Source organism: Phenylobacterium sp., from assembly GCF_031181185.1.
Taxonomy (GTDB): Bacteria; Pseudomonadota; Alphaproteobacteria; order Caulobacterales; family Caulobacteraceae; genus Phenylobacterium.
In genome coordinates this window covers 2,419-21,636 of sequence record NZ_JAPSKZ010000050.1, presented here as the reverse complement: position 1 = coordinate 21,636, position 19,218 = coordinate 2,419, and the positions used below count along the sequence as shown (strand labels likewise).

The 19,218-nt window shown below is 70.6% G+C and carries 23 protein-coding genes, 1 pseudogene and 1 riboswitch; of the genes and pseudogenes, 15 read left to right on the top strand and 9 right to left on the bottom strand.

The features are described from left to right. The 3 genes from RIF93_RS08460 to RIF93_RS08450 all read left to right on the top strand — a co-directional run. Positions 1 to 418, top strand: a 418-nt coding sequence (locus RIF93_RS08460) for an efflux RND transporter permease subunit (RefSeq protein ID WP_309090321.1), incomplete at its 5' end; no start/stop codon positions are given. Between the two features lie 4 nt (positions 419 to 422). After that, the gene (locus RIF93_RS08455) at positions 423 to 953 is read left to right on the top strand and encodes a GNAT family N-acetyltransferase (protein WP_309090319.1); all 531 of its coding nucleotides are present in this window, start codon (positions 423 to 425) and stop codon (positions 951 to 953) included. Between the two features lie 29 nt (positions 954 to 982). Next, positions 983 to 1,267 carry a hypothetical protein gene (locus RIF93_RS08450; protein ID WP_309090317.1) on the top strand — a complete coding sequence of 95 codons (285 nt, stop codon included), beginning with the start codon at positions 983 to 985 and terminating at the stop codon, positions 1,265 to 1,267. On the opposite strand, the gene RIF93_RS08445 is transcribed toward RIF93_RS08450, so the two are convergent. Further along, a complete protein-coding gene (locus RIF93_RS08445) occupies positions 1,264 to 3,021 on the bottom strand; it encodes an ABC transporter ATP-binding protein/permease (RefSeq protein WP_309090323.1) in 1,758 nt (585 codons plus the stop codon). The genes RIF93_RS08450 and RIF93_RS08445 overlap by 4 nt on opposite strands. Positions 3,022 to 3,260: 239 nt before the next feature. Here RIF93_RS08445 and RIF93_RS08440 point away from each other — a divergent pair, with 239 nt between their 5' ends. After that, the gene (locus RIF93_RS08440; RefSeq protein WP_309090315.1) at positions 3,261 to 3,860 is read left to right on the top strand and encodes a TIGR00730 family Rossman fold protein; all 600 of its coding nucleotides are present in this window, start codon (positions 3,261 to 3,263) and stop codon (positions 3,858 to 3,860) included. Positions 3,861 to 3,863: 3 nt separating this feature from the next. Here RIF93_RS08440 and RIF93_RS08435 read toward each other — a convergent pair whose 3' ends face one another. Then, the gene (locus RIF93_RS08435; protein ID WP_309090313.1) at positions 3,864 to 4,808 is read right to left on the bottom strand and encodes a LysR substrate-binding domain-containing protein; all 945 of its coding nucleotides are present in this window, start codon (positions 4,806 to 4,808) and stop codon (positions 3,864 to 3,866) included. 100 nt (positions 4,809 to 4,908) lie between these two features. Here RIF93_RS08435 and RIF93_RS08430 point away from each other — a divergent pair, with 100 nt between their 5' ends. Next, positions 4,909 to 5,052: a hypothetical protein gene (locus RIF93_RS08430; protein ID WP_309090311.1), complete on the top strand. Its 144-nt coding sequence runs from the start codon at positions 4,909 to 4,911 to the stop codon at positions 5,050 to 5,052. On the opposite strand, the gene RIF93_RS08425 is transcribed toward RIF93_RS08430, so the two are convergent. From RIF93_RS08425 to RIF93_RS08415, 3 genes are all read right to left on the bottom strand, one after another. After that, a complete protein-coding gene (locus RIF93_RS08425) occupies positions 5,049 to 7,097 on the bottom strand; it encodes an NAD(+) synthase (RefSeq protein WP_309090309.1) in 2,049 nt (682 codons plus the stop codon). The genes RIF93_RS08430 and RIF93_RS08425 overlap by 4 nt on opposite strands. 161 nt (positions 7,098 to 7,258) lie before the next feature. Then, positions 7,259 to 7,687, bottom strand: a complete 429-nt coding sequence (gene dksA / locus RIF93_RS08420; RefSeq protein ID WP_309090307.1) for an RNA polymerase-binding protein DksA — start codon at positions 7,685 to 7,687, stop codon at positions 7,259 to 7,261. Positions 7,688 to 7,779: 92 nt separating this feature from the next. Then, positions 7,780 to 8,211, bottom strand: coding sequence for a flagellar assembly protein FliX (locus tag RIF93_RS08415; RefSeq protein ID WP_309090305.1), 432 nt, complete (start codon positions 8,209 to 8,211; stop codon positions 7,780 to 7,782). Between the two features lie 199 nt (positions 8,212 to 8,410). Here RIF93_RS08415 and RIF93_RS08410 point away from each other — a divergent pair, with 199 nt between their 5' ends. The 6 genes from RIF93_RS08410 (at position 8,411) to RIF93_RS08385 (ending at position 11,792) form a co-directional block, all read left to right on the top strand. Then, positions 8,411 to 9,517, top strand: a complete 1,107-nt coding sequence (locus RIF93_RS08410; protein ID WP_309090303.1) for a flagellar basal body P-ring protein FlgI — start codon at positions 8,411 to 8,413, stop codon at positions 9,515 to 9,517. Continuing rightward, positions 9,517 to 9,822, top strand: a complete 306-nt coding sequence (locus RIF93_RS08405) for a rod-binding protein (protein ID WP_309090301.1) — start codon at positions 9,517 to 9,519, stop codon at positions 9,820 to 9,822. The genes RIF93_RS08410 and RIF93_RS08405 overlap by 1 nt, the downstream gene beginning before the upstream one ends. Then, positions 9,823 to 10,266, top strand: a complete 444-nt coding sequence (locus RIF93_RS08400; protein WP_309090299.1) for a flagellar basal body protein — start codon at positions 9,823 to 9,825, stop codon at positions 10,264 to 10,266. Positions 10,267 to 10,334: 68 nt separating this feature from the next. Then, positions 10,335 to 10,500, top strand: a riboswitch (FMN riboswitch). Positions 10,501 to 10,588: 88 nt separating this feature from the next. Beyond that, positions 10,589 to 11,083, top strand: coding sequence for a 6,7-dimethyl-8-ribityllumazine synthase (locus RIF93_RS08395; RefSeq protein WP_309090297.1), 495 nt, complete (start codon positions 10,589 to 10,591; stop codon positions 11,081 to 11,083). Continuing rightward, positions 11,083 to 11,505 carry a PaaI family thioesterase gene (locus RIF93_RS08390; RefSeq protein WP_309090295.1) on the top strand — a complete coding sequence of 141 codons (423 nt, stop codon included), beginning with the start codon at positions 11,083 to 11,085 and terminating at the stop codon, positions 11,503 to 11,505. The genes RIF93_RS08395 and RIF93_RS08390 overlap by 1 nt, the downstream gene beginning before the upstream one ends. Beyond that, on the top strand, positions 11,502 to 11,792 hold the full coding sequence (locus RIF93_RS08385) for a DUF1330 domain-containing protein (protein WP_309090293.1): 291 nt from the start codon (positions 11,502 to 11,504) through the stop codon (positions 11,790 to 11,792). The genes RIF93_RS08390 and RIF93_RS08385 overlap by 4 nt, the downstream gene beginning before the upstream one ends. On the opposite strand, the gene RIF93_RS08380 is transcribed toward RIF93_RS08385, so the two are convergent. Beyond that, a complete protein-coding gene (locus tag RIF93_RS08380) occupies positions 11,789 to 13,369 on the bottom strand; it encodes an ABC-F family ATP-binding cassette domain-containing protein (protein WP_309090291.1) in 1,581 nt (526 codons plus the stop codon). The genes RIF93_RS08385 and RIF93_RS08380 overlap by 4 nt on opposite strands. 188 nt (positions 13,370 to 13,557) lie before the next feature. Between RIF93_RS08380 and RIF93_RS08375 the strand changes: the two genes are divergently transcribed. Then, positions 13,558 to 14,256 carry a 2OG-Fe(II) oxygenase gene (locus RIF93_RS08375; RefSeq protein ID WP_309090289.1) on the top strand — a complete coding sequence of 233 codons (699 nt, stop codon included), beginning with the start codon at positions 13,558 to 13,560 and terminating at the stop codon, positions 14,254 to 14,256. A gap of 1 nt (position 14,257) precedes the next feature. Here RIF93_RS08375 and RIF93_RS08370 read toward each other — a convergent pair whose 3' ends face one another. Beyond that, on the bottom strand, positions 14,258 to 14,977 hold the full coding sequence (locus tag RIF93_RS08370) for a DUF72 domain-containing protein (RefSeq protein WP_309090288.1): 720 nt from the start codon (positions 14,975 to 14,977) through the stop codon (positions 14,258 to 14,260). Between the two features lie 118 nt (positions 14,978 to 15,095). Here RIF93_RS08370 and RIF93_RS08365 point away from each other — a divergent pair, with 118 nt between their 5' ends. Next, positions 15,096 to 15,566 (top strand): DUF1203 domain-containing protein, encoded by a 471-nt coding sequence (locus RIF93_RS08365; protein ID WP_309090287.1) that lies wholly within the window; start codon positions 15,096 to 15,098, stop codon positions 15,564 to 15,566. Between the two features lie 66 nt (positions 15,567 to 15,632). Beyond that, positions 15,633 to 15,965, top strand: coding sequence for a hypothetical protein (locus RIF93_RS08360; RefSeq protein WP_309090285.1), 333 nt, complete (start codon positions 15,633 to 15,635; stop codon positions 15,963 to 15,965). Here RIF93_RS08360 and RIF93_RS08355 read toward each other — a convergent pair. Together RIF93_RS08355 and RIF93_RS08350 are read right to left on the bottom strand one after the other, a co-directional pair. Continuing rightward, positions 15,947 to 17,407, bottom strand: a complete 1,461-nt coding sequence (locus RIF93_RS08355; RefSeq protein WP_309090283.1) for a L,D-transpeptidase family protein — start codon at positions 17,405 to 17,407, stop codon at positions 15,947 to 15,949. The genes RIF93_RS08360 and RIF93_RS08355 overlap by 19 nt on opposite strands. Beyond that, on the bottom strand, positions 17,385 to 17,699 hold the full coding sequence (locus tag RIF93_RS08350) for a hypothetical protein (RefSeq protein WP_309090281.1): 315 nt from the start codon (positions 17,697 to 17,699) through the stop codon (positions 17,385 to 17,387). The genes RIF93_RS08355 and RIF93_RS08350 overlap by 23 nt, the downstream gene beginning before the upstream one ends. 341 nt (positions 17,700 to 18,040) lie before the next feature. Here RIF93_RS08350 and RIF93_RS08345 point away from each other — a divergent pair. Next, positions 18,041 to 19,218, top strand: a pseudogene (locus tag RIF93_RS08345) (excinuclease ABC subunit A); the annotation flags it as partial.

Sequence of the window (19,218 nt, the reverse complement as noted above, 5' to 3'; positions counted from 1 at the left end):
CAACATCGTGCTGGTGGACACCTTCTATCACCTGCGCCACGAGGGCCACGCGGCCGACGAGGCCGCCGTTCGCGCCGCGGCGCAGCGGTTCCGCCCGGTGCTGCTGACCACACTGGTGACCGTCGTTGGCCTGCTCCCGCTGATGTTCCAGGTCCACCCGAACTTCCGCGCCGGACACATCGAGTTCGCCGCCCCCGGTTCGGAATGGTGGGTCCAGCTGTCGGCCGCCGTCGTCTGGGGCCTGTCGTTCGCCACCCTGCTGACGCTGGTGCTGACGCCGGTGATGCTGGCCGCGCCGAAGGTCTATTCCGCCCGTTTCGTGCGGCTGCGGGACTGGATCGGCGTGCGCACGGGCCGGCCGCCGCGCCGCACCGCGCCGGTGATCTTCGACGACGACGTGCCAAGAGCGGCGGAATAGGCCTTTGGCCCTGACCCACCGGATCGCGACGGCTTCAGACATCCCTGCCCTCGAGGCCGTGATGGACGCGGCCATCGGCGAGTTGCAGCGCGGTTTCCTCACGCAGGATCAAATCGCGTCCAGCCGGATGATCATGGGGCTGGATCGGCAGCTGATCGCCGACGGCACCTATTTCGTCGTGGAAGAGGACGGCCAGGTCGCCGGCTGCGGCGGCTGGAGCCGCCGGGCGACCCTCTACGGCGGCGACCATACGCCGGGTCGAGACGCGGCCCTGCTGGACCCGGCCACCGAGGCTGCGCGCGTGCGGGCGATGTACACGAACCCTGCGTTCGCGCGCCGGGGCGTTGGCCGGCTGATCCTGCAGCTGTGCGAGGACGCGGCCCGCGCCGAGGGCTTCCGCCGGCTGGAGCTGATGGCGACGCTGTCGGGGCAGCCGCTGTACGTCGCGATGGGCTATGAGCCGATCGAGGCCATCGAGGACGCCCGCGGCGGCGCGGCCGTGCCGCTGGTGCGGATGGGCAAGACGATCCCCTGACGGCGAGGCTCGGAAACGGAGGCTGTACGATGGGCTGGCGACGGGCAATCAAGCCCCTGGGCTTCGTCGGCATGGGTCTGCTGTACCTCTGGACCCTCGGCCTCATCGGCTTGCTGATGCTGCTCACCAATCCGCTCACCGACGCCCATCTCCCGCTGCGCTCCTTCTTCGGCGCGTGGCCGTTCGTGATGCTCATCGGGCTGGTCGCGCTGGCCTGGCGCCACCGCGAGCCGGGAGTCTGGTGGTTGGCGTTGGCGATCGGCGTGGCGCCGCACCTGGTCGCCGTGCTCATCCGCTACGACGTGGTGAACTAGGCGCCTCGCGTCTGCCGCCGCCATAGGGCGGCGTACTCGGCGCCCTTGGCCAGCAGGTCCTCGTGCGTCCCGCGTTCCACGATGCGACCCCGCCGGAGCACCAGGATCTGATCGGCGTCGGCCACGGTGGACAGGCGGTGGGCGACCACCAGGGTCGTGCGCCCCGCCCTCACCTTGCGCAGGGTCTCCTGGATCGCGGCCTCGGTGGGACCGTCCAGGGCGCTGGTGGCCTCGTCCAGGATCAGCACGCGGGGGTCGGCCAGCAGCGCCCGGGCGATGCCCACCCGCTGGCGTTCGCCGCCGGACAGCTTCAGCCCGCGCTCGCCGACGCGGGTCGCCAGGCCGTCGGGCAGGCCGTCGATGAAGGGACCGAGCTCGGCGGCGTCCGCCGCCGCCCTCACCTCGGCGGGCGTGGCGTCGGGCCGCGAGAAGGCGATGTTGGCGTAGAGGCTGTCGTTGAACAGCGCCACGTCCTGCGGGACGAGCGCCACGGCCCGGCGCACGTCGGCCAGCTTCACCGACTTCATGTCCAGGCCGTCGATCAGCACCCGCCCCTCCTGCGGATCGATCAGGCGCATGGCCAGGCGAATGGCCGTGGTCTTCCCCGCCCCCGACGGGCCGACCAGCGCCGTCGTCGTGCCCGGCTGGGCCTCGAAGCTGACGTCGATCAGCCCGTGGGAGCGGGCGTCGTGGCGGAAACTGACGCGGTCGAAGGCGATCGCCGCGCCTCGGGCCCGGGCCGGCGGGAGGCTGGAGGCCTGCGGGGCGTCGACGATCTCGGGGCGGATGCCGCGCAGGGCGACCATCTGCTCCATGTCGATAAGGCCCTGGCGGATCTCCCGGTACTGGAAGCCCAGCATGCCCAGGGGCGCGTAGAGGCCCGAGAGCAGGAAGATCGCCGTGGTGATGTCGCCGATGCGCAGCTCCCCGCCGGCCACCTGCATGCCGGCCATCACCGTCATGGCGGCGAGGCCGACGTTGAGGATCAGCGCCTGGGCGGCGTTCAGCACGTTCAGCGAGGCGTTGGCCCGGGAGCTGGCGTCCACATAGTCGGCCATGGCGCTGGCGTAGGTGTCCACGAGACGCGGCTCGGCGCCGAAGGCCTTGAGCGTCTCGTAGTTCATCAGCGCGTCGGACGAGAGACCGGCGGCGCGGGTCTCGGCTTCGTTCAGTTCGCGCCGGTGCGACAGGCGCCAGTCGGTGATCTTGAAGGTGATGATCGCGTAAAGGACGAGCGTGCCCAGCGCCGTGAGTGCGAAACGCCAGTCCAGGCGCAGCACCATGACGATCATCGCCAGCACCAGCTCGATCGCCGTTGGCCCCAGGCTGAAGATCAGGCTGCGGATCAGGAAGTCGGTGGCCCGTGCGCCCCGGTCGATCACGCGCGAGAGCGCGCCGGTCTGCTTGGTCTGATGGAAGTCGAGCGACAGCGACAGCGCGTGGCCGAAGCTTTCCACGGCCGCCCGCGCCATGGTCGACTGCGACACGCGGGTGAAGATGGCGTCCCGGGCGTACGGCGCGCAGGCGGCCAGCAGCCGAAGCGCCGCAAAGCCGATGGCCAGGCCCACGAAGCTCGCCCCCAGCACCACGCCGCCTTGGGCGGCCGGCGTCAGGGTGTTGATGGCGTCGCCCAGCAGCACGGGCGCCAGCACGCCGGCCAACTTGCCGCAGAACACCAGGACGAGGGCGGCGGCGATGCGCAGGCGCAGCTGCGGCGCCCCCGAACGCATGACCAGCCGGCCGAGGTCGGCCATGGATCCCCAGAAGTCGAACTTGGCGCCGGCCGGCGCAACGGCGCCGATGCCGCCGCCGCTGCGGACCCGGTCGATATGGGCGTGCGCCAAGGCGTTCAGACCTCGACCGCAGACTTAGACGTCACTTTCGGGAACACGGCTTGCTTGAATCTCCTTAACCCTGGCCATAGCTACTTGGGTCTTCGCGGCGCGCAGGCAAGCGCGCATTGGCGAGACCTTTCCGTCTGGAGTGATCGTTCATGGGGCGTGACACTGAGCGCCTGCAGTCCGTCTGCGTCTTCTGCGGCTCTTCCGACGCCGCCGACCCGGCCTATCTGCGCGCCGCGGCCGACCTCGGCCGCGAACTGGCGGCCGCCAACCTGCGCCTGGTGTATGGCGGCGGCGGCGTGGGCCTGATGGGCGCGACCGCCCGGGCGGCGCACGAGGCCGGCGGCGCCGTGCTGGGCATCATCCCCGACTTCCTGGTCGGCCGCGAGCGGGCGCTGGAGACGGTGGAGCACGTGGTCGTGTCGTCGATGCACGAACGCAAGGCGATGATGTACGAACAGTCCGACGCCTTCGTGATCCTGCCGGGCGGCATCGGCACGCTCGAGGAGGTGGTCGAGCTGCTGTCGTGGCGCAGGCTGGACCTGCACGCCAAGCCGGTCGTCTTCTACAACCCGGACAACTTCTGGAAGACCCTGTTCGACCTGTTCCAGCACACGGTGGACGCCCGCCTCACGCCGCCCGCCTTCATGGACGCCTGGACCGCGGTGGACCGCGTGGAAGACATCGTGCCAGCGTTGCTCGACGAACTGACCCCGCGTTCCGACAGGGCGGCGCCGGCGCGGATGCTTTAGGGGTCAGCTGGCCGCGGCCACCGGCGGAATCTGAGCCAGGACCTTCTGGGCGTAGGGATCGTTGGCCACCTCGGCGAGCAACCACTCGCGGAAGGCCGCGATCTTGCCGGCCCGGCGACGGTCCTGCGGATAGACGAGCCAGTAGCTGCTCTCGCCGAAGTAGATCTCGAACGGCTGGATCAGCTGACCCGCCGAGAGCTCGCGCCCGAACATGACGGGCGAGGCGATGGCGACCCCGTCGTTGGCCATGGCCGTGGCGACCTCCAGCGTCTGGGTGTCGGCGGTGATCCGCGGGGCGGCAGGCGCGTCGGCGCCGTCGCCGATCACCCCGGCGGCGCGGAACCAGGCCTTCCACTCCCCGTCCGAGCCGACGCGTCGGGCTTCGAGCAGGCGCCCCGGGTCCGGCGGTACGCCCAGGGCCGCCATGGCGGCGGGCGTGCACAGCACCGTCTGGGCGGAGGGGAACAGCCGGATGGCCTCCATTCCCGGCCAGCCGCCACGACCGGCGCGGATGGCGACGTCGAAGTCCTCACGCGTCAGGTCCACCACGCGGTTGTTGGTGTCGAGCCGCACGGCGATCTTCGGATGGGCTAGCTGGAAGGCGCCGAGGCGGCCGGCCAGCCATTGGGTGGCCAGCGTCTGCAGCGTTGTGATGCAGAGGATGCCCTCGCCCGTCTCGGACAGGTCGTTGATGGCGCTGCGCAGGCTGGTCATGGCCTCGGTCGCGGCGCGGGCCAGGCGTTCGCCCGCCGGGGTCAGGATCACCTCGCGCGGGCGGCGGACGAACAGGCGGCGGTCCAGCCGCTCCTCCAGCGCCTTCACCTGCCAGCTGACCGCGGCCTGGGTGATGCCCAGCTCCTCGGCTGCCCGCGTGAAGCTGCCCAGCCGGGCGGCGGCCTCGAAAACGCGGATGGCGCTGAGCGGGATTCGGGCGAGGATGTCAGACATAAGGACGCTTTATAGATACAGCAGGAGACCGCGTTTGTCGATCAGCGTTCCACGGCCCATCTTCCCTCGCAGACAACAAGCCCTGCCACGGGAGAGTGACATGGAAGAACTGCACAAGATCCATAAGGATGTTCCGTTCGGCTACTGGGTCGACTGGGTCGTCCCCGCCTACCGGGCGATCAGCCGCTGGCTGCGCGGCGCGGACGTGCCGGGCTCGTCCCCGCGCCTGTCGCGGAGCCACTAGGGCACGTTGGCTTCCAGCTCCTCGAGCCAGACCCTGGCGGTCCCGTCGGAGGGGGCCCGCCAGTCGCCGCGGGGGCTGAGGTTGCCGCCCGAGATCACCTTCGGCCCGTTGGGCATCGCCGAGCGCTTGAACTGGCTGATCTCGAAGAAGCGGAACAGGAAGACCGACAGCCACTTCTTGATCGTCGCCAGGTCGTAGGCGTTGCGCGCCTCGTCCGGGAAGTGGGCGGGCCACGAGCCCGCGGCGACGTCCCTCCAGGCGTGCCAGGCCATGAAAACGACCTTCGACGGCGGCAGGCCGTAGCGCGTGATCCAGTAGAGGTTGAAGTCCTGCAGTTCGTAGGGGCCGACCTTGGCCTGGGTGCTCTGGATGGCGCCCGTCTCGGCGTCGGCCGGCACCAGTTCGGGCGAGATCTCGGTGTCCAGCACGGACAGCAGAGTCTCGGAGGCCGCCGTATCGAACTGGCCGGTCTTGGCGACCCACCGGATCAGGTGCTGGATCAGCGTCTTCGCCACCGAGCCGTTGACGTTGTAGTGGCTCATCTGGTCGCCGACGCCGTAGGTGCACCATCCCAGCGCCAGCTCCGAGAGATCGCCGGTGCCCAGCACGAAACCGTGCCGCTGGTTGGCCAGCCGGAACAGGTAGTCGGTGCGCAGGCCCGCCTGCACGTTCTCGAACGTCACGTCGTAGACCGGCTCGCCCTTGGCGAACGGGTGCCCCATGTCCTTCAGGAGCTGGGTCGCGGCCGGGCGGATATCGATCTCCTCGCCGGTGACGCCCAGGGCCTGCATCAGCTTCCAGGCGTTGGACTTCGTGCCCTCGCTGGTGGCGAAGCCTGGCATGGTGAAGCCCAGGATGTCCGAGCGCGGCTTGCCCAGGACGTCGAACGCCTTGGCCGCGACGATCAGCGCGTGGGTGGAGTCCAGCCCGCCCGAGACGCCGATGACGATGTGCTCAGACTTCGTGGATTGCAGCCTCTTTACAAGGCCTTGCACCTGGATGTTGAAGGCCTCGTAGCAGTCCTTGTCGAGCCGGGCCGGATCGTCCGGCACGAAGGGGAAGCGATCGATCGCGCGCTTCAGGCCCACGTCCTTGAAGTGCGGCTTGTGCTCGAAGCGGATGCGCCGGAAGAACTGTTCCGGATGCCCGTGGGCCATGGCCGCGTCGTTGAAGGTGGGCGAGCGCATCCGCTCCAGCCGCAGCTTCTGGACGTCGATGTCGGCGATCGCCATCTGCGGCCCGGTCGGGAAGCGGTCGGTGCAGGCCAGTTCGCGGCCCAGTTCGTAGATCGAGGCCTGGCCGTCCCAGGCGAGGTCGGTCGTGCTCTCGCCGGGCCCGGCCGCGGAATAGAGGTACGCCGCCTGGCAGCGGCTGGACTGCGAGGCGCAGAGCAGGCGCCGCTCGTCGGCCTTGCCGACCACGATGTTCGAGGCCGACAGGTTGCAGAGGATCAGGGCCCCGGCCAGGGCGCCCATCGTCGAAGGCGGGGCCGGCGCCCAGAAGTCCTCGCAGATCTCGGCGTGGAAGACGAAGTCCGGCAGGTCGGCCGCCTCGAACAGGATGTCGGTCCCGAACGGCGCCGTCTGGCCGGCGAGCGCGATTTCCAGGCCCTCGACGCCGTGCCCGGGCGCGAACCAGCGCTTCTCGTAGTACTCGCGGTAGTTGGGCAGGTAGCTCTTCGGGACGACGCCCAGGATCCGGCCGCGCGCGATCGCCACGGCGCAGTTGTAGAGCCGTCCGTTGTGCCGGACGGGCGCGCCCACCAGCAGCACGGGCGCGAGCTTGGCGCTGGCTTCGACCAGGCGGCCGATCTCGGCCTCCACCCGCTTGAGCAGCGCGTCCTGCAGGAAGAGGTCGTCGATGGCGTAGGCGCTGATCCCGAGCTCGGGGAACAGCATCAGGTCGCAGCCGGCCTGATCACCCTCCTCCGCCATGCGCAGCGTCTCGGCGGCGTTGAAGGCGGGGTCGCCCACCGCGACCCGGGGCGTGCAGGCGGCGACCCGGACGAAGCCGTGGGCGTGGATGGCGTAGAACGACTTCGTCACGACAGCTCCCGATCTCCCGCGCCCCGGATCGAACCAGGGGAAATGCTCAATCTGAGCATATATAGCGACGCCCCGACGGCACGGCAAAGCCGCACGGCCACAGGCCCGCCTTCAACGCGGCAGAAGCAAAAACGGCCCCGCGAGCGGGGCCGTCAGCCGGATCAGTCGTCGCGGTGGACCCGCTCGCGGCGCTCGTGCCGCTCCTGGGCCTCGAGGCTGAGCGTCGCGATCGGCCGGGCTTCGAGGCGGGCGACGCCGATCGGCTCGCCGGTCTCTTCGCAATAGCCGTAGGAGCCGTCCTCGATCCGCCGGAGCGCTTCGTCGATCTTGGAGATCAGCTTGCGCTGGCGGTCCCGCGTGCGGAGCTCGAGGGCCCGGTCAGTCTCGGACGACGCGCGGTCGGCCAGATCCGGGTGGTTCTCGGTCTCGCTTTGCAGGTGGGACAGCGTCTCGCGAGATTCGCGGAGAATGTCCTCTTTCCACTTCAAGAGCTTCTGCTTGAAATACTCAAGCTGACGCTCGTTCATGAACTCCTCGTCCTCTGAAGGACGGTATTCAGGACTCTCAGCCAGAACTGCGGCTGTTTTCATGAAATCCTCACGCCCCCTGGACGCCCTGAGACACGCGGTGGGTGTATAGCAAATCGAACGCTGGTTTCAACGTCACGAAATCGCGGGTGCGATTACGCCGCACGCCGGGCCTGCTCAAGCTTCGCAAGCTCGACTTCCGCCCGGAGCTCGATCTCGTCGAGCAGGCCCTCCAGCTTGGGATCGTCGGTGGCCTGGCGCTCGTCCCGGACGGCGCGACGCAGACGGTCAAGGTCGCCCTGGTCCAGCTCACCGCCCAGCAGCGACAGCTTCACGCCGTCCAGGACGTCGAGGATGCGGCCAGCGCGGGAGACCGAGCGCCGCTTGCGCTCCAGCGGCCCGCCCACGTCCTGCAGCGCGATCAGCGCCTCGACGCCCATCACGGCCGACGGACCCGCGACGCTCGCCGGCCGCTCGGCCGCCGTAGCGGCGGGCGCGGCGCCCAGCCGGAAGCCCTCGCCCGTGCTGCGCTGGGCCTTGCCCGGCCCGCCCGCCTGCGAAACGCCGCCTGTCCCGGTGACCTTCATCGGATACGCCGAACCTTCCTCAACTCGCAGTGGAGCTTCGCCGGTCAAACTTGCAGCATGGTTAACGGGCGGCAATTTCTGCCGGGACGAAGGCGCCGCATTAACCACGCTCCCTGCTGTTTTTGCTGATGTTTTACCGCTTCGGCTGACTGGCATGCTCCTCGCAGGGACGCGAGTGAAGCCAGCTTCAGTGAGCGCCATGCGTCCAGTTCGAGCCCTTGCCGCCCTCCTCTTCACCGCCGCCGCGCTTGCGGCGACGCCGGCGGCCGCCAAGTCGCGCATCAAGGACATCGTCGAATTCGAGGGCGTTCGCGAGAACATGCTGGTCGGCTACGGCATCGTGGTCGGCCTGAACGGGACTGGCGACGCGCTGCGGAACGCGCCCTTCACCAAGCAGAGCCTCGAGGCCATGCTGGAGCGGCTGGGCGTCAACACCCGCGACGCCCAGCTCAACACCAAGAACGTCGCCGCGGTCATGGTCACCGCCAAGCTGCCGCCGTTCGCGGCGCCCGGCTCGCAGATCGACGTCAGCGTCTCGGCCCTGGGCGACGCCAAGAGCCTGCAAGGCGGTTCGCTGCTGGTGACGCCGCTGCTGGGCGCCGACGGCAAGGCCTATGCCGTGGCCCAAGGCACGGTGCAGACCGGCTCGATCAGCGCCAGCGGCGCGTCGGGCTCGTCGGTGTCCAAGGGCGTGCCGACCGCCGGCCGGATCGCCGGCGGCGCTTCGGTCGAACTCGAAACCGGCTTCCAGCTGGCCAGCATGGGTCAGATGCGCCTGACCCTGCGCAACCCGGACTTCACCACCGCCCGCCGGATCGCCGACGCGGTGAACGCCCGCTTCCCCGGCTCGGCCATCGCCGAGAACCCGACCATCGTCGCGGTCCGGCCGGCCACGGGCGACCTGATGAGCTTCATGGCCCAGATCGAGAACCTGTCGGTCGAGCCCGACGCTCCGGCCAAGGTGGTGATCGACGAGGTCGCCGGCGTGATCGTCATGGGCGAGAACGTGCGCGTCTCCACGGTCGCGATCCAGCAGGGCAACCTGACCATAACCGTGCGCGAGCAGCCGGCGGTCAGCCAGCCGGCCCCCTTCGCCCGCACCGGCGAGACGGCGGTGGTGCCGCAGACCGACATCTCGGTAGATGAGGAGCGCGGCCGCCAGTTCCTGACCGTGAAGTCGGGCGCCTCGCTCTCGACGCTCGTCGCCGGCCTGAACGCGCTGGGCGTCACGCCGCGGGACATGATCTCGATCCTGCAGACGATCCGCGCGGCGGGCGCCCTGCAGGCCGAAATCGAGGTGATGTGATGACCGACCTCGCAGCCACCCCTGCCCTCCTCGCCCAGCCGGCCATGCCGACCGCCGCGGACCTGGCCAAGCGCGCGAAGATCCGCGAGGCCGCCGAACAGTTCGAGGCCCAGTTCCTGTCGGTGATGCTGCAGCCGATGTTCGAAGGGACCGAGCCCGACGGCATGTTCAGCGGCGGCGCCGGCGAGACCATGTTCCGGTCGCTGATGACCGAGGCGATGGGCAAGCAGATGACCAAGGCCGGCGGCATCGGCCTGGCCGACACCGTGCAGCGCGAAATCCTCAAGCTTCAGGGACTCGAATAGATGGCGATCGCCGCCCAGGACCCGCAGGACCGGGTCGAACAGCTGATCCTGCTGACGGAACGCCTGACCGAGCTGGTCGCCGAACAGGCGGCTGCGTTCGAACAGCGCCGGCCGCAGGACGCCGCCGCAAAGCTGGACGAGACCAGCCGCCTGGCCAACCTCTACCGGCACGAGTCCGCCCGCGTCCGCGCCCAGCCCGCGCTCGTGTCCGCCGCTCCCGTCGCCCTGCGCACCCGGCTGGTGCGGGCGACCGAAGCCTTCGACGCGGTGCTCGCCCGCCAGGGCCGCGCCATCGAGGCGGCGCGCACCGTGACCGAGGGGCTCGTGAAGGCCATTGCGGAGGAAGTCGCCGCCCAGCGCACCAAGGGCGTCTCCTATGGCGCAAGCGGCCGTGCGAGCGGCGACGGCACGGCGACCGCCATCACCCTGAATCGCCGGGCCTGATTCAAACGCTTGTTTGACGTTGCGTAACGGGGTTAGGCTGCGACTCGCCGTCGGGTGTGTCCGGCGGCCTGCGTTCTCAGGGCGGGGTGAAATTCCCCACCGGCGGTAATGCCCGGCTTCGGCCGGGACGAGCCCGCGGGCGCCTTCCTTCGCTCCTCGCGGAGCTTCGGAGGGGACGAGCAGACCCGGTGCGATCCCGGGGCCGACGGTTAGAGTCCGGTTATGAGAACGGTCGTGTCGTGGGCAGGCGGATTCCGTCTGCGCGCGTGCTCGGCCTGCTCCCTGAGTCGTGGTCCCTTCAGGCCCGGTCAGGGAGAAGACCATGACCCAAGTCCACGAATACCCCACCGCCAACGGCGCCTTCCGCGCCGCCCGCGTCGCCTTCGTGCACGCGCTCTGGCACGCCGACATCGTCCGCGAGGCCTACAACGGCTTCGTCGACGAGATCGTCAGCCTGGGCTTCGCCGAGAGCGCCATCGAGCGGTTCGAGACCCCCGGCGCGTTCGAGATCCCGCTGCACGCCCAGACGCTCGCCCGCAGCGGCCGCTATGCGGCGATCGTCGCCGCCGGCTTCGTCGTCGACGGCGGCATCTACCGGCACGAGTTCGTCGCCGAGACGGTGATCCGCGCTCTGATGCAGGTCCAGCTGGCCACCGAGACGCCGGTCTTCTCCGTCGTGCTGACGCCGCACCACTTCCACGAGCATGAGGTGCACCAGCAGTTCTTCCGTTCGCACTTCCGGGTGAAGGGCGCCGAGGCGGCCCGCGCCTGCCACGGCACGCTGGAAAGCCTGGCCCGCATCGCGGAGGCCGCGTGATGCAGACGCTGGACATCCCCGCGGGCTTCGCCCCGCACTTCCGCTCGAGCCCGCTCACCAAGCCGTGGGAGCCGCTCTACAGCCGCTCGTCCGGCGAGACCGTTGTCCTGGGGCTGCGCGCCGGCGAGGCGCACACGAACAGCCGCGGCTTCGTGCACGGCGGGCTGATCACATCGCTGGCCGACGTGGCCATGGGGCTGTCCTGCGCCCGGCGCCTCGGCGATCTGCCGAGCCTGGTGACCGTGAACCTCAACGTCGACTTCCTGGGCTCGGCGCTCACCGGCCAATGGCTGGAGTTCGACACCGTGTTCGTGCGGCCGGGCAGCACCCTGTGCTTCGCCCAGGCGTTCGTCACCGCCGACGGCCAGCCGTGCGCCCGGGCCAACGCGGTGTTTCGCGTCGTGAAGCGGAGGCCGGCATGACCTGCTACCTCGTGGGCCGCATCGCCATCCACGACCGCGAGCGCTATGGCCGCTACGCTCAGGCCTTCATGCCGGTGCTGAAGCAGTACGGGGGCCGTCTGCTGGTCTCGGACGAGAGCCCCGAGCCACTGGAAGGCGACTGGGAAGGCCGCAAGCTGGTTCTGCTCGCCTTCGACAGCCGCGAGGCGGCGCTGAGGTGGGCCAACTCGCCCGAGTACCGCAAGATCGCCGAAGACCGGATCGCCGGCTCGGATGCGGTCGTGGTGCTGGCGGAGGGCTACCCCTAGAGCCGCACCTGCCGCTCGACGCCGATCGCCTGAAGGAAATCGGCGTCGTGGCTGACCACGAGCAAAGCGCCGTCGTAGCCGCAAAGCGCGGCTTCGACGGCGCCGATCGAATCCAGATCCAGGTGGTTTGTGGGTTCGTCCAGGATCAGCAGGCCGGGCGGCGTATCGCCCATCAACACGCACGCCAGCGCGGCGCGCAGCCGCTCGCCGCCGCTGAGGGCCGAGACGGGCTTCTCGGCCGCGGTGTTCCGGAACAGGAAGCGGGCCAGCGCCGCGCGGGCCGCGTTGGGCGTCGCCTTCGGATTCAGGCGCAGGAAGGCGTCGACCAGTTCGCCGTCTTCGCCCAGCAACGCGGTCTGCTGGTCGAGAAAGGCCGGCGTCACGCCGCGCACGATGCGGCCGGCGGTGGGCTGCAGGGCGCCGGCGGCCAGCTTCAGCGCCGTCGTCTTGCCAGAGCCGTTCGGTCCGACGATCGCCACGCGCTCGGGCCCGACGAGCCGGAGGGACAGGCCGGAGACGACGGGCGGCGCGCCCGGATAGGCGAAGCCCACGTCCTCGAAGGCCAGCACCGTCTTGCCGGCCGCTACGTTCGACGGCGGCAGTTCGAAGCCAAGGCGGCGGACCCGCTCCACGCGGGCCTGGGCCTCGGCGAGCTCCTCGGCGGCCTCGGCCTTGAGGCGGTCGGCCAGCACCTGGCCGCGGCCGGCGCTTTCCTCCGCCCGGCGCTTCAGCCCGCCGGCGACGATCCGCGGCATCGAGCCCGAGCGGCCCAGACGCTTGCCGGCCGCGTCGCGCCGGGCCTTCCGCTCGGCGGCCACCTGGGTTTCGCGCGCCACCCGGGCCGCCTCCTTCTGAGCGTCGGAAAGCGCCCGCTCCGCGGCGGCCTCGGCCTCGGCCTTGCGCTGCACATAGAGCTCGTACCCGCCGCCGTAGACCTGGGCTCCCAGGCTGGTGAGCTCGACGATCCGGTCCATGCGCCGGAGCAAGGCGCGGTCGTGGCTCACGACGATCGCTCCGCCCTTCCAGCGGCCGAGGGTCTCGGCGACCAGTCCGCGGGCCTCGGCGTCGAGGTTGTTCGTCGGCTCGTCGAGAACCAGCAGGTCGGGCTCGGCGGCGACGAGGCCGGCCAGGGCCGCGCGGGTGACCTGGCCGCCGCTGAGGCTGGCGGCCGGGCGGTCCAGGTCGAGCCCGGCCAAGCCGACGTCTGCCAACGCTTCAGCGAGGCGCGCTTCCAGGGTCCAGTCGGCCTCGGCAAGGTCGTCGGCCGTTCCCTCGCCGCGTTCGATCCGGCGAAGGCGGGAAAGGGCATCGTTCACGCCAAGGAGGTCACTCACACTGGCGCCGTGCGGCGGAACCAGCGCCTGACGGAGCGCCCCGATGCGGCCCTGCACGGTGATGGAGCCGGAGGCCGGCGGAAGCTCGCCCAGGATCAGGCGGACGAGCGTGGTCTTGCCCACGCCGTTACGCCCGACGAGGCCGGTGCGCTCGGCGCCGAAAGCGAGCGTCAGCTTGTCGAGGAGGAGCCGTCCGTCAGGGGCGGCGAAGCTCAGGGAATCCAGTGTGACGAAGGAGGGCATGGTCGACCGTGTGCGCGTGGACGTGGCGGGCGGAGCGGATGTCCGTCGTCAGGCGCATGGTCGTCGTTCTCCTTCTCGAAGGCTCCTGATCTAGGCGCCCAGGGCCGCTGCGCCAACCCTCGCGACTTTCGGACCTGCCATCGGTGCGATGGCTTGAGGCCCGGGCGTCCCTGGCCGACCTAGGGCTCATGAGTGACCTGACGCACCTCGACTGGACCGCGCTCGCGGCCGACCTGGACGCGCACGGCTGCGCGATCGTCCCGGGCTTGCTGGATCCCGCCGCCTGCGCCGAGGTCGCCGGCTGGTACGACCGGCCCGAGCTGTTCCGCAGCACCGTCGTGATGGCCCGGCACGGCTTCGGCCGCGGCGAGTACCGCTACTTCCGCTACGCGCTGCCCGAGCGGGTGCAGGACCTGCGCACGCGCCTTTACACGCCGCTCGCGGCGATCGCGAACCGCTGGAACGAGGCCCTGGGCGAGGCTATCCGCTTCCCGGCCGACCACGCTGAATTCCTCGCCCGCTGCCACGCGGCCGGCCAGACGCGGCCCACGCCGCTGCTGCTGCGCTACGGGCCGGGCGACTACAACTGCCTGCACCAGGACCTCTACGGCGAACACGTCTTCCCCTTGCAGGCCGCGATCCTGCTGTCGGAGCCGGGGCGCGACTTCGAGGGCGGCGAGTTCGTGCTGACCGAACAGCGGCCCCGGATGCAGTCCCGGGCCGAGGTCGCGCCGCTGCGCCAGGGCGACGCCGTGGTTTTCCCGGTCCACCACCGCCCGGTCCAAGGGTCGCGGGGCGTGTACCGCGTCAACCTGCGCCATGGGGTCAGCCGCCTGCGCGCCGGTCGGCGGCACACGTTGGGCGTCATCTTCCACGACGCGCTCTGAGCTAGGCGAAGCGGGTCTTGAGGCCGAGGGCATTGGCCATCGCCGCGCCCGACGTGGTGTTGTCGAACACGCACCAGCTCTCCCGCGCCGGACCGGCCCTGATCTCCGCGGCCAGGTTGTCGAGCGCGGCGTCCTCGTAGGCCGAGTAGTACATCCGCGGCGAGCCGTGCAGCCGCCAGTAGGCGAGCCCGGGCCAGCCGCCGGGAACCGCCGCCAGCGGATGCCGGGCCGGATCGGCCGCCACGCGTGCGATGCGGTGATCCCTGAGCAGCGCATCGGCCTCGGCCTCGAACCAGGTCGGGTGGCGGGGTTCGCAGACGACCGGCCCCGGCCAGCCCTTCCGCAGGTCGGCGAAGAATGTCCGCGCCACGGCCGCGTCGTACGCCAGGCTCGGCGGCAGCTGGACCAGCAAGGGGCCGAGCTTGTCGCCCAGCTGCTCAGCCTCAGCGCGGAAGGCTCCCAGCGCGTCGCCGGCGCCGACCAGCCGCGCCTCGTGGGTGATCCGCCTCGGCAGCTTCACGGCGAAGCGGAAGCCGGGCGGCGTCGTGGCCGCCCACCGCGCGTAGGTGGCCGCCCGGTGGCTCCGGTAGAAGGTGCTGTTGATCTCGACCGCGTCGAAACGGGCGGCGTAGCGCGCGAGGCCGCCGCCTTCCGTCGGGAACGCCTCGGCCACCGCGCGCGGGATCGTCCAGCCCGCGGTGGCGATATGCAGCCTCGTCATGCCGGCGCGAACGTCCGGCCACGGCAAGGGTTCGCGCCTTTCGGACCTGTGTTGCCGAAGCTGCATTGGCCGCGCGCCGCCGCCCGACCATGTTCCGGCCACGCAAGTGGAGACACCCATGTCCTTCGTCGTCACCGGCCTCGCGCCAACCGAATTCCAGCCCTTGTTCGGGCTTTCCGACGCCGAGCTCGCCGAGCGCGGCGTGCGGCGGATGGAGGTCACGGCGCCGCTGGGCTTCCCCTGCCGGATCAGCCTGCAGGACCGCCCCGTCGGCGAGACGGTGCTGCTGCTGAACTACGAGCATCAGCCGGCGGACACGCCCTTCCGCGCGCGGCACGCCATCTTCGTCGGCGAACAGGCCGGCGCGGCGGCGCGCTACGTGGACGCGCTGCCGCCGGTGCTGGCGGCGCGGCCGTTCACCTCGCTCCGCGCCTTCGACGCCGAAGGCATGATGACCGACGGCGCGCTCGCGCCGGTGGCGGACCTTCCGGCCGAGATCGAGCGGATGCTATCCGCGCCGGAGACGGCCTACCTCCACGCCCACTATCCGGGCCGGGGCTGCTACGCGGCTCGGATCGATCGCGCCTGAGCCTTCGCAACCATCGGGTTTGACGCGGGTTTCGCCTCCGGTTTGACGGAGGAGACGTAAGAAGCCTTGCCCAGTCCGCTGAAGCTCGTGGGGGTGTTGATCGTCCTGGGCGCGCCTGCGCCCGCCCTCGCGCAGCCCGGCCTGGCCGCGATCGGCAACGGCGTCTCGGGTCCCGTCAGCGCTCAGGCGCCGGTGCGGGCCGAACCGGTCAGCTTCGCGGCCCGGCAGGCGGTCGCCGCGGCGCCCTTCGAGAAGCCCGGGCCGCGGGTGCTGAACCTCGTGGTGCGCGGCGACGACAAGCTGCGCGACGACGTCGAGCTGCGCGTCAAGGACACCTGGATCGAGGACGAGGGCCTGCGCGTGCAGCCGACGCGGGTCGCCTACAAGCGCCGGTTCTGAGCGCCTGTCAGTTCGGCCATCACCAGGCTGTCGCGGCCATAGACGTCCGCGTGGCGCAGAACCCCGCCGTCCGCCGGCTCCACCGTTCTGTAGATGATGTAGACAGGCACCGGCTCGGGCAGGTCCACCCGCTGGTTCACCCCGTCGGGCGGCGTACGGGCCTCGTCCCAACGCAGCAGCCAACGGGTAAGCCGATCTGCGTCGGCCAGGCGTATGCAGCCGGCGCTGAGCAGTCGCCGGCTCCGTTGCAAGGCGCCCCTGTCGGGCGTGTCGTGCAGATAGATGCCGAGTTCGTTCGGCAGCATCAGCTTCACCTTGCCCAGGATGTTGTTCGGCCCGGGCAGCTGGCGCACGCGCAGCTTGCGCTCGCCACGGGCGACGGCGGCCCAGTCCACCTCGGCCGGATCCAGGGTCCAGGCCTGCGGCGACCAGTCGGACAGGATCTCGAAGCGCTGGGCGGTCAGGAAGCCCGGGCCCTCGCGCAGGACGCGGGGCGCGATCTCGCCCTGGATCATGCCCTGCGGGAGGTTCCAGTAGGGATTGAAGCGCGCGTAGCGGATCACCCCGGCCATCTCGGGCGTCGCGGCGCTGGGCCGCCCGACGCCGACGGCCATCTCATCGATCACCTGGCCGTCCTCGTAGACCTTCAGCGTCGCGCTGGCGGCGTCGACGACGATGAAGCGCGGGCCGAGGGTCCGCGGCAGGCCGCGCAGGCGCGCCATGTTGGTCAGGATCAGGCGCTCGGTGGCGTCGGGCTGGGCGCCGGAAGCGCGGTTCGCGCGGTGTTCGGCCAGGGCGGCGCGCAGCTCCTCGTAAAGCAGGTTCATCCGCGCGGCGGCGGCCACGTGACGGTCGAGCTGCGGCGCGCGGGCGGCTGCCTCCAGCACGGGGCGCACGCCCGTGGGCGGGGGCGGCGGCAGCCGCGGATCGGTGAACGCCAGCCGGGCCGAAGCCGGTGGCGTCCGCAGGTCGGTGAGGTATTGGGCGTAAGCCAGCGACAGCGCGAGCTCGACCCGCGCCTGTTCGGCCGCGCCGCCCTGCCGGGCGCGCTCGAGCATCACCGCCAGGGCTTCCGGGCGGTATTCGGCCGGGTTCAGTCCGTCGCGGGCGGCGCCTTGCAGGAGGCCCAGGACAGCTCGCGCCTCCGGCCGCGGGCCGGCGGCCGCCATCCACAGCGGGCGGAAGCCCCGGGCGGCGTAGAATTGCTGCAGCTCGTCTTCGGACCCGCGCTCGCGCAACGCCTGGCGCAAGGCGGCAGCAAGCGGCGCAGCCTCAGGCTGCGCCGCCGCTTCCGAAGGCCGGAAGGCGCCGCTGGGAGCCCAAGGCGCGACGATCGCCGTCGCCAGGGCCAGCCCCTTCGCGATCCGGCCGAGACCTTGCGTCAGGCTCGACCGGACCGGCGGCGCGGACCGGGCCGGGTCACCCGCGTTCGCCAGCGGCATCCATCGCCGTGCCCGAGGCGTCGCCGCCGAACTCACTGGCGTTGGTCGCGCCGCTGGCTTGCGAGCCGTCGGCCGGCATGGCGCCGCTCGTCGAGCCGGTGTCGGTGGCCGAGCCCGTCGCCGAGCCGCTCATGGTCCCGGTCGTAGCGCCCGTCGTGGCGCCCGTGGTCGCGCCGGCGCCGGTCGCGCCGGTGTCGGTGGTGGAGCCGGTGGAACCCGTCGTCTGGGCGATCGCCACGGCGCCGAACAGCAGGGCGCTGGCGGCGCCCGCCACGAGAATGGTCTTCTTCATCGATCTGACTCCCTCAGTCCCTGGAATCTGGGACCCCAAGCAAACCTGCCGCCGAACGCCAGTGTTCCCGGAAGGCTCATTTCATTCCTGCGGCCGAACGCCAGCGGTGACGAAGCCGCTCGCCGCTCCTCCATTTTTCAAGGACGGGGTCGCCTCGGCGCACCGGGACCGCGGCTGCTGACACCGTGGTGTCAGCAGCCCTGTGGCGGACTGTCGCGCGGGGACTATGTTCGCCTTGCGTTCCCGTGTTATCGGTGACTCGCGTTACCTACATTCAGCGGTCTCGCCGCCGGGCCTCGCAGCAGGACCTTCCGCGGCGCTTTGCGTGTTTCCGGGACAGAATGGCCGACCACCAGAACCTCATCCGCGTGCGGGGCGCGCGCGAGCACAATCTGAAGGACGTCAACGTCGACATCCCGCGCGGGGAGCTGGTGGTGATCACCGGCCTGTCGGGCTCGGGCAAGAGCTCGCTCGCCTTCGACACGATCTATGCCGAAGGCCAGCGCCGCTACGTCGAGAGCCTGTCGGCCTATGCCCGTCAGTTCCTGGAGCTGATGAGCAAGCCGGACGTGGACCTGATCGAGGGCTTGTCGCCGGCGATCTCCATCGAGCAGAAGACCACCAGCCGCAATCCGCGCTCCACCGTCGGCACCGTCACCGAGATCCACGATTACATGCGCCTGCTCTGGGCGCGGGTCGGCGTCCCCTATTCGCCGGCCACCGGCCTGCCGATCGAGAGCCAGACGATCAGCCAGATGGTCGACAAGCTGTCTGCCTTGCCCGAAGGCACCCGCCTCTACCTGCTGGCCCCCGTCGTGCGCGGCCGCAAGGGCGAGTACCGCAAGGAGATCGCCGAGTGGCAGAAGGCCGGCTTCCAGCGGCTGAAGATCGACGGCGAGTTCTACCCGATCGAGGACGCTCCGGCGCTCGACAAGAAGTTCAAGCACGACATCGACGTGGTCGTCGACCGGCTGGTCACCAAGGCCGGGCTCGAGAGCCGCTACGCCGACAGCCTGGAGACGGCGCTGCGGCTGGCCGACGGCATCGCCGTGGCCGAGTGGGCCGACAAGGAGCCGGGCCAGGATGAACCGCGGCGGCTGATCTTCTCGGAGAAGTTCGCCTGCCCCGTGTCGGGCTTCACGATCAGCGAGATCGAGCCGCGGCTGTTCTCGTTCAACAATCCCTACGGCGCGTGCCCCGTGTGCGACGGCCTGGGCGCGAAGCTCGCCTTCGACGCCGACATGGTGGTGCCCGACAAGGAGCGCAGCCTGCACAAGGGCGCGATCTCGCCCTGGGCCAAGGGCCCCTCGCCGCTCTACACCCAGACCCTGCAGGCGCTGTCGCGCCACTACGGCTTCTCGATGGACGAGCCGTGGTGGAAGCTGCCCGAGGCTGCCCGGAAGGTGATCTTGTACGGCTCGGGCGACGAGAAGATCCGCTTCGTCTACGACGACAACGCGCGGAAGTACGAGGTCAACAAGACCTTCGAGGGCGTGCTGCCGAACCTCGAGCGCCGCTG